Source organism: Microvirga sp. KLBC 81, from assembly GCF_003075415.1.
In the GTDB taxonomy this organism is placed as follows: domain Bacteria; phylum Pseudomonadota; class Alphaproteobacteria; order Rhizobiales; family Beijerinckiaceae; genus Microvirga.
Genome location: NZ_QDAH01000132.1, coordinates 1 through 9669, shown reverse-complemented (window position 1 = coordinate 9669; position 9669 = coordinate 1). Strand labels below are relative to the sequence as shown.

The 9669-nt window shown below is 59.0% G+C and carries 4 protein-coding genes and 5 pseudogenes; 7 read left to right on the top strand and 2 right to left on the bottom strand.

All coding sequences use genetic code 11. The features are described 5' to 3' along the window. Positions 1-349: 349 nt before the first annotated feature. Positions 350-1290 (bottom strand): annotated as a pseudogene (locus DC522_RS31195) (IS110 family transposase). A gap of 51 nt (positions 1291-1341) precedes the next feature. Here DC522_RS31195 and DC522_RS37040 point away from each other — a divergent pair. The 7 genes and pseudogenes from DC522_RS37040 (at position 1342) to DC522_RS31165 (ending at position 8651) form a co-directional block, all read left to right on the top strand. Next, positions 1342-1470, top strand: a complete 129-nt coding sequence (locus tag DC522_RS37040) for a hypothetical protein (protein WP_256369939.1) — start codon at positions 1342-1344, stop codon at positions 1468-1470. A 39-nt stretch (positions 1471-1509) separates the two neighbouring features. Further along, positions 1510-2355 (top strand): annotated as a pseudogene (locus DC522_RS31190) (DDE-type integrase/transposase/recombinase); the annotation flags it as partial. Positions 2356-2376: 21 nt separating this feature from the next. Beyond that, positions 2377-2745 (top strand): annotated as a pseudogene (locus DC522_RS37645) (transposase); the annotation flags it as partial. A gap of 524 nt (positions 2746-3269) precedes the next feature. After that, positions 3270-4922, top strand: a pseudogene (locus tag DC522_RS37640) (condensation domain-containing protein); the annotation flags it as partial. 186 nt (positions 4923-5108) lie between these two features. Next, entirely contained in the window at positions 5109-6161 is a 1053-nt protein-coding gene (locus tag DC522_RS37635) for a KamA family radical SAM protein (RefSeq protein WP_371680971.1), read from the top strand. Positions 6162-6241: 80 nt separating this feature from the next. Continuing rightward, complete coding sequence (locus DC522_RS31175) at positions 6242-7126, top strand: MurR/RpiR family transcriptional regulator (protein ID WP_116532355.1); 885 nt, start codon at positions 6242-6244, stop codon at positions 7124-7126. Between the two features lie 364 nt (positions 7127-7490). After that, positions 7491-8651 (top strand): IS110 family transposase, encoded by a 1161-nt coding sequence (locus tag DC522_RS31165; protein WP_371680969.1) that lies wholly within the window; start codon positions 7491-7493, stop codon positions 8649-8651. 485 nt (positions 8652-9136) lie between these two features. Here DC522_RS31165 and DC522_RS31160 read toward each other — a convergent pair. Next, positions 9137-9555: pseudogene (locus tag DC522_RS31160) on the bottom strand (IS110 family transposase); the annotation flags it as partial. Positions 9556-9669 lie beyond the last annotated feature (114 nt).

The following is a 9669-nucleotide window of genomic DNA, read 5'->3' as shown; positions in this document are numbered from 1 at the left end:
GGTGATCCATCGGCGCGGTCCATGGCGCTCGTTTGAGGCCGTCGAGTTCGCCACCCTCGAATGGGTCGATTGGTACATGTATGGATGCCCCCTTTCGCGCAAGGATTTTCTGAGGGTATTGGCGTGTGATCGGGTGCGGTCATGTATCAGGCCTGAGGATGCGGCCATCAACAGGCCGCGGGCCGGTATGGAGATGCGCGGATCAAGTGCAAATCAACACACGCGAGCTCAAGGTTCGTAAACCAGTCTTGCGTTTCTTGACCCCGGTCTGACCGATCAGTTTGCCCTTACCGTTCTTTGACCTCCCCACACGCCTGACAGCCCGGTGCGGTGACGCTTGATCCAGCGATCAAGCCGCCGACGCAGCCGCATTCTTAACATCCTCGTTCTTCATCAGCATGGCCCAAGCAGCCCGGGCCATTTTATTGGCCAAGGCGATGGCAACAACCATGCGAGGCTTGCGGGGCAAGATGCGCGCGAGCCAGGAGCCTGCCGACGCCCCAAGACCTGCTTGCCGCCGGTCGAATACTGCCGCGGCACCAGACCGAGCCAGGCAGCAAAGTCGCGCCCGCGCTTGAAGGTCTCCATTGGCGGCGCGAACGTCTCGATGGCCATTGCCGTGATAGGCCCGATCCCGGGCATGGTCATGAGCCGGGAGGTTGTCTTTGCCTGCTTTGCTTCCTGCAAGATCCGCTTCTCAAGGTCATCGATCTTGCAGTTCAGCTGTCCGATCTGCTCGAAATAGAGACGACCGAGCTCGACGATGAGAGGATCGAGCGAAGGCTCCACATCGGCGATAGCCTCGGCCAGCGCCTTGATGTTCGTCGCTCCCTGTGGGGCGACGACGCCGTGTTCGGCGAGGTGCCCTCGCAGCGCGTCGATCAGCTGGGTGCGCTGCCGCACCAGAAGATCGCGTGTTTTGAACGCCATGGCACGGGCCTGCTGCAGTTCGTTCTTGATGGCGACAAAACGAATGGTTGGCCGCATCGCCGCCTCGGCGATCGCTTCCGCGTCGGCTGCGTCGTTCTTCTGCCGTTTTACATAGGGCTCGACATAGTTCGGCGGGACGAGCCGCACTTCGTGGCCGAGATCACGGATCGCCCGGCCCCACTCATGCGCCGAGGCGCAGGCCTCCATGGCGACGATGCAAGTCGGCATCTTGGCGAAGAAGGGGAGAAGCTGCGAACGAGATAGCTTCTTGCGAAAGGCAACGCTGCCGTCGGCGCGGGCACCGTGCACCTGGAATGTCCGCTTTGCCAGATCCCAGCCGATGATGGTAACTTGTTCCATGGATGCTCTCTCTGCTTGTGATGACTCCGATCACCACCTTGGCACATTGCGATGCCGTCGGGAGGGGGCATCCACTCCAACAACAACCGGCGCCTACTCGAGCCCATCGGCAACATCCCGCCTGCCGAGGCGGAAGCCGCCTACGATGCCCAGCTTGAGGTCATGCCAATGGCCGCGTAAAATCCACGCCAACCAGCCTCCGGGAAATCCCGTGCGGTTCAGTATCAGGCTGATGGCGAAGCTGGCCTGGTGGAGCACAGCCGCTCCCCGCATCGCTTGGCGGCCCAGAAAGTCTTCGCCGCCCAGGAGGCGCTCATCCTGTCACTTCGCCGGGAGCGAAAGCTCGGGGTCAAGCAACTGCGCAATGAGTTGATCCGCCAGCACGCTCTGCCGCTGTCGCTCGACACCATCCATCGGACGCTCGTCCGAAATGGCGAGCAGGTGCTGAAGGGGCCGCGCCGCTGGCGCAAGGGAACACGCCGCTACAGCCGTCCTATTCCGGGCGATCGCGTCCAGATGGACGTCTGCAAGATCAGGCCTGGCGTCTATCAGCACACCGCGGTCGATGATTGCAGCCGCTACAAGGTGCTCGGCGTCTACAGCCGCGCCACGGGCGCCAACACTCTCGATTTTCTGGAGCGGCTGATTGAGGAGATGCCGTTCCCGATCCAGCGCATCCAAACGGATCGCGGGCGCGAGTTCTTTGCCGAGGCGGTTCAGCAGCGCCTGATGGAGTGGGCGATCAAGTTTCGGCCAATCCCGCCCCGATCGCCCCATCTGAACGGCAAGATCGAGCGCACGCACCGCGCTGATCGGGAGGGGTTCTAGGATACGGTCGGTCCCAAAGATCCGAAGATCGAGGCGAAGCTGTCGGAGTGGCAGCATCACTGGAATTGGCATCGGCCGCACACCGCCTTGGGTGGTCAGTCGCCCATCGGCCGCCTCTGTGAACTCCTCGATCAGACGCCGCTGGGTGAAGCCGTTGAAGCGAGCTACCACATCAGCCGAAAGCGCATCAGAATCGTCGATCATCGGCTCGATCTCGCGCTGGCTCAACTGAAATGATGTGCCCAGGCCCTACAGATCAAATACGAGAAAGCCGTGGGCTGCCTGACGCAGGATCGCGATGCGCGGCTGGCCTTCTACGACTTCCCGGCCGAACACTGGAAGCACTTGCGAACCACTAACCCGATTGAAAGTACATTTGCGACCGTGCGGCACCCAACCATCCGCGCCAAGGGATGCCTGTCGAACCAGACTGCTTTGGCCATAATCTTCAAGCTGGTCGAAAGCGCCCAGAGAAGTTTGCCGATGGCCTTGAGGTTGGTGCTTCGCAATCCGGATTCTAAACTCAACGCGCCGCCTGATCCATCAAGCCGTCACCAAAATCTGGCGCTATCTCTCTCTTCCGCCATGCAGGTCTTTCGACTACTGGGCATTCGTGAACATCATTAGCGCACTGGCGACGGCACATCGATGATAGCCTTAGGCTTCCTCAACACCTGTCTTAGCACGCGCGCCGCTAACACCACGGTCGCGCCCTTACGGAGCGAGCATGCCTTCACCCTTTATACCCGCAAGACCCCGCTTCAGAAGGCCACCTCGAGCTCCTCGGAATCGATACCGCGCGTGTCCAGTAGTGCAGCATGCCAACCAGCAATGAACCACGCTAACATTTTGTTGATTCCCATGACCCAGACTTCGATCCACTGCTCAATCGAAGCCGCAAAGCTCAGTCTCTTCACGCACGAAGACACCCTGAAAATACCGAGTCCGCCGGCCGTGACAGCTTCGGGAGCGTGTGATGCAATTCGGGCGAATCCGCTTCAAGGACATAGCGGCGGATCCCGTCGAGCTGCCTCGCTCTGTAGGTGTTGTGCCCATTGTTTCCATTCCTGAACCGGGCGATAAGCACGTTCCTCCATTGCGTGATACCCTGTGCAAGCGTTTCGTTCGCATGATAAACTCGCCTCGCCACGATGAAGAGCGAGATGGGGTACCAAGTGGCAACAATCGTCTCAAACGTCCGTGTTGTCGTGTTCGGCCCTGTCCGGTTGAGACGCATTTGTCTGAAACCTGACACACTGAGGCGCATGTATCCCGCCGTTGCGGCGCGGAAAACACATGGTTTTGCACCTCTTTCCCGCACATCCTCGTCGGTGGCCCGCCGATTGCATAGACACGGCGAAGAATCCGTTACGACCATTACGGTCTCGCACTCTCCAGCTGAGGAGGGCTACATGAAAACTGCTCGAACGATCCAGATCGATGCGATAGACCATTTACTGTTGAGTTCGGCCCCGCCAATTGAAGCCTTGCCGCGTCGGTCGCGGGTGCCGCTGTCATTCCCGCAGCAGCGGCTATGGTCCCTGTCGCGTCGGGCGACCGGCGGCGAGGCCTGTCACATCCAGATGGGGCTCCGGCTGCGGGGAGAGCTGGACCAGGCAGCCTTGCAGGAAGCTCTGGACAGATTGGTAGCGCGTCACGAGGTGCTACGCACCAGCTTCGGGGTAGACAACGGCGAGCCGGTCCAGCGGATAGGGTCGGCGGACGTCGGGTTACCGATGGAGCAAGACGATCTGACCGTGGCAATGGATGTGGAGGCAACGTTCGCGAATTTGATGCGCGATGAAGCGCAGGCGGCGTTCGACCTTGAAGCCGGACCACCGGTCCGCGGACGGCTCGCGCGCTTGGCGGCAGACGATCATGTGCTGTTGATCACCATGCACCGCATGGTCTCGGACGACTGGTCGCGGGATATCCTGACAAGCGAGCTCAGCGAGCTCTACGCCGCGGCCCGGGAGGGACGCACGGATCGGCTGAAGCCGTTGCCGGTGCAGTATGCAGACTACGCGGTTTGGCAACGCCATTGCCTGACGCGCGAGGTGTTGGAACGTTACTCGGAATTCTGGCTCCCGATACTGACGGGCGCGCCAGCGATGCTGAAGCTCCCGACCGACCGGCCGCGTCCGGCGCAGCAGGACTACAGCGGCGACCACGTCGAGTTCGTGTTGCACAAGCCGCTGATCACCCAGCTTGACGCGCTGAGCCGACGGCATGGGACGACGCTGTTCGTGACTCTGCTGGCGGGTTGGGCGCTCGTGCTGGCGCGGCTGTCGGGACAGGACGAGGTGGTCATCGGCATGCCGAGCACCAACCGCACGCGTCCCGAGATAGCGGGGCTGATTGGCCTATTTGTCAACACTCTAGCGCTGCGGATCGATCTGTCAGGCGACCCGACGCTGGAGACAATGCTGAAGCGGGCGAATTCCGCCGCAGTTCGGGCGCAGGCGTGCCAAGACCTGCCATTTGACAAAGTCGTTGAAAGCGCCAATCTGCCCCACAAGCCGGCTCAAGCCCCGACGTTCCAGGTTATACTTGCATTGCGAAGCAATGCTGCGGCGCCGGCGGAGATGCCGGGCCTTAAAATCGAGCACGTCCACGTTGGCGAACATGTAGCGCTACATGATCTTGCACTTGACCTTACTGAGGTCGGCGAAGCAATTCGTGGAAGGCTGATCTATGCGACGTCGCTGTTTGAGCGGAGCACGATCGAGCGGTTTGTGAACTATTTGCAGCAGGCGCTGAGCCAGATGGTGGTTGACCTCAGGCAGCGGGTCTGGTCTACGCCACTTCTGGAGGCGGAACGTCATCATCCTCTGGCAGAGCCGAACCCGGTGGAATCGGCATATCCCCGGGACCACTGCATTCACGCGCTGTTTGAGGCGCAGGCGGAGTGGGATTCAGAGGCGGTGCCTCTCGATCGTTCGCTTCAATCATCTTCCACCAACTCGGACCCACGGCTCGCGTCCGCGGTCATAGATTTCATCGAGGGGACGCGCGTCGTCACCCCTGGTACGCTGCAAGCTGATGGCATCATGCGTTATCGTGTCACAAAATTCTATCGTGAGCAGATCACCAACAGTGGATATTATGATCAGCTTAAATACATCGTCGAGCCTTCACTCAAAGAGTTCGAGAGTCCCGGAAATCTGGATACGAGCGGCGAGCACGACAACACGGTCGTGCCTGGACTTCAGCATAAGTACGCCCAGACCGGGTTGATGCTGGTGACAGACCGTTGCGCTTCATATTGCCGTTATTGCTTTCGCAAACGCATGGTTGGCAAGAACTCCGATGAAATTGCGGCTGATTTCAAGCAGATTGCGCAGTATATCGAGGGTCATCCTGAGATGACGAACGTGCTGCTATCGGGAGGCGACCCGTTCGTGCTCAGAACCGCTAGGCTCGATGAAATCATTGATCATCTGCTGCCGATCCCCCATTTAAATTCGATTCGATTCGGCACAAAAATGCTCGCCTACGAGCCCAAGAGATTCGAGGATCCTGCTCTACTAGCTTTGTTCCAACGGATTCATGAAGCAGATAAGGCCTCAGTGATCGTTACACATTTCGACCACATCGGTGAAATCTCGGTCGATGCGGAGCATTACATTCGCTCGTTACGCTCACAAGGTGTGCAGTTTCTTAATCAGTCCGTGCTTCTTGCGAAAGTCAACGATGATCCCGAGATCTTGGCTGCGACTTTCGCCAAGTGTCACCAGATAGGTGTTCGCCCCTATTATCTCTTCCAAGGCAGGCCAGTGAAAGGCGCATCGCATTTTCAAGTTTCACTGCGACGGGGACTAGAGATTGCGCACGGTACCAATCAACGTCTGAGCGGCATCCAAAAGACATTCAAATACATCATGTCCCATTACACAGGAAAGATCGAGCTCCTCGACGTTGGCACCGATGGCCGCGTGTATATGCGATATCATCAAAATAAGACTCCTGAAAAGATCGGAAAGATCTTTTCCCGGCCGCACCTTGAGGGCGCCTGCTGGTTGGACGATTTGCCCGAAGGATAAGGTGGAAAGGCGGCACGCAATGCAGACAGCCTCCGCTAGTTTTTCAGCATTGATCGACCAACTCGAGGAAGTAAATCAGAATGGATTTCCCCGTCGCAAGTGTTATAAAGGACAGGTATGATCGGTTGCCTAGGCAAATGAAAGTCGCCGCGCGTTGGCTGGTTGATCATCCGACCGAGGTCGCACTGCTCTCAATGAGAGAGCAGGCGCGCCGAGCACGCGTGCCTCCGACCACACTATCGCGGCTTGCAAAACGCCTTGGCTTTGATGGATTTGAAAAATTGAAGGAGGTTTTCGCTGACAGCGTCAGGGGAGGGCCAGAAAGCTTCGTGGGGCGTGAAGAGGAATTGCTGGCGCGGCGGGAGAACGAGGGCGATGGCGTCCTCATCGGTAACACAGTTAAGGTCTTGCATGGCCATCTAAGCCAGTTCGCGCAGCCCTCCACAATTGCCGTGCTGTCGGCAGCTGCCGACCTTATGGTGGAGGCAAGGCGAATTTTTTGCATTGGCGTCCGGTCAAGTTTTCCTGTGGCCTATCTGATGCATTATGTCGGGTCACTGCTTGGTTCGCCCACCATCCTGATTCACGGAATAGAAGGCACGGCAAACGATGCGCTCCGGTCCATTGGTTTCCGAGACATTTTAATAGCGGTTACAGTTTGCCCGTACAGTCGCTACACAATGCAGGTCGCTGAGTTCGCGGTCTCGCGCGGTGCGAAACTAGTCGCGGTGACGGACAGTGAGCTGTCTCCGATCGCTAAGCTTTCGGATGTTGTAATCAGCGTTCCGACCGAAACACCTTCGATCTTTTACACCATGACTCCTGCGTTCGCTGCGGTCGAATGTCTTGTAGAACTGATAGCGTCCAGACGCGGCAGCTGCGCGCTTCAAGCATTGGCGGCAAACGAAGCACATCTTGCAGAATTCGACACTCATGTTCTGCCGACACCGCGCAAGCGTAAGTGATGATCGACCGCCAGTGCCTCTTCTCAAATATCTATTCCGTCGAGAACGGTTGTGGTCCGGTCCTGCAGGGCGGTAGCTATGATGTGGTCGGTTCGATTGCAAAAAAATGTTGCGGACGGCTTCACCATGGTAGCAGTCGGCGACCTCATCGTATCGCGGGTCCTGACCAAAGGCGCAGATCCCGGGTTTGGCGTCGTCGATATCCTTCGAGGTGCGGATGTCATATCTGGACGCTCCCTGCCGGCAAGGGTTTTGTTGAACGTGAGTGCAAGTGGTCGGGTGCAGATCCTATGGGGGTGGATAGCGATCCGCTCAATGGCAGAGTGAGGTTGCTGTACAACCACTCTGGAGGCGACCTATGTCGATCGATCCCCGGCCCACGCAGACCGCTATCCGTACCGATCTTAGCGCCATTTTCGTCTCGATGGAGCTCAGTCGCTCCGTCTGGCTGATCACCTCGCTCTCGCCGGGTGCTGGGGAGAAGATGTCCAAGCACAGCGTCCGGAGCGGAGATGTGGCCGAACTCCTGGCGCGATTTGCCCAGCTGTGCGAGAAGGCGCGGGTTCGAACCGGGCAGATCTTTCCGATCATCGTCGTTCAAGAGGCAGGTCTTGATGGCTTCTGGATCCATCGTGTTCTGCAACGCGAGGGCATCGAGAGCTATGTCGTGGATCCTGCTTCGATCGCCGTATCGCGCCGGCGCCGGCGGGCCAAGACCGACCGCATCGACGGCGAAGCCCTGGTGCGAACGCTCATGGCCTACAAGCGCGGAGAGCCCCGCGTGTGCGCCATGGTCCAGGCGCCAAGTCCGCAAGAAGAAGATCGTCGCCGATTGGTCCGTGAACGCAAGACGCTGATGGTCGAACGGGTTGAACACGTCAATCGGATCAAGGGATTGCTCTTTGCGCAGGGGATTACCGACTATGAACCCCTGCGCGGCAACCGACGGAAGCGGCTTGAACAGCTCATGACAGGAGATGGTCGGCCTCTCCCGGATCACCTGAAGAGGCAGATCAGCCGTGAACTCGATCGGCTTGAGCTGATCCTCCAACAGATCAGTACCGTCGACGCTGAACGGGATGCCCTGTTCGTCGCAGCGGGAGAGGACGAGACGTTGCCCTCACCGGCAGCGATCTTGATGAGCTTGAAAGGCATCGGCACCGAGTTTGCGGGCGTTCTTTGGCTCGAGGGTCTTTTCCGCCATTTCGACAATCGACGGCAGATCGCGTCTTATGCCGGATTGGCACCCACGCCTTGGCAGAGCGGATCCATCGACCGGGAACAAGGCGTCTCGAAAGCCGGCAATCCGCGCCTGCGAACCACCATGATCCAGCTGGCCTGGCTCTGGCTGAGACACCAGCCGCAATCGGCCCTGGCCACCTGGTTCTGCCAGCGGGTTGAGCTCAACGCTGGCCGGATCCGACGGGTGATGATTGTCGCGATGGCGCGGAAGCTCCTGATCAGTCTGTGGCGGTACGTCACTCTTGGAATTCTCCCCGAAGGCGCTGCCTTGCGATCCGCATAGGCAACGGACCTCGTTCTTTCAATCCGCAAGACCTGATCAGTCTTGCAGGATCCAGGCGGACGAACCGCAGATATGTAGGGCTAAATGCCGAGGTGCAGAATGGTCGCGTCCACCTGAGCCCTCCCGACGCATGCGGGATATTGGTGCGGCCGCGAGAAGCGGCGACCGGATGTGAGTTTCCAGCGGCGACGGCGCCGTTGTGCAACTGGCTCAGACCTTGGATCCTCAACTCCAGCGATGAGGTAAATATGACCTGTTAGAAATGATGGCTTGATCGAGAATTCCCCATGTGAGTCATATCTCCGGCCTGTGAGTGCGGCTCATGTGACCGCGGTCCTTGATGTTAGTCCGCAGATCGGGTCCCAATCACGTTATCGAGCTTGATGCTCTGACAACCGCACGGGTTTGCCTGATCCCGGCTCGACCGGTTTGCATCACGTCATCATCACCCTTCCCAAACGAAGAACTTCAACCCGTGGCGGTACTCAAACGGCAGCCGGAGGGGCAGACCGGTAGACCTCTCCTCTGGCCAGCAGCGCCCAAGCGATACGAGCCGTTTTATTGGCCAGCGCGATCGAGACAACACGGGTCGGCTTTCGGGCCAGCAGGCTGCTGAACCAAGTGAAACCTGCCGCAGCCTTCGTGCGCGCGTAGCGAATGACAGCCGTGGCACCGACCACCAGCAGCGTTCGCAATAGCCATCGCCCATCTTCGAGATCCGCCCCAACCGCTCCTTGCCGCCCGAGGAGTTCGGCCGCGGTGTCAGGCCCAGCCATGCGGCAAACTCCCGGCCGGAGCGGAAGAGAGATGGCTCTGTTACGGTCGCTGCGATCGCTGTGGCCGTGATGAAGCCGATGCCCGGGATCGTCTCAAGCCGCCGGCTCTGGCGGTGCCAGGCCAGCAGTGAGCTATGACGGAAACTGGGTGATGACGGTGTGAGAAGGGCGACGTATCGAGGCGGGTGTCGAGCCTGCCAGAACCTCTTCAAGAAGAGCGATACGTCATGACCGAGACTACC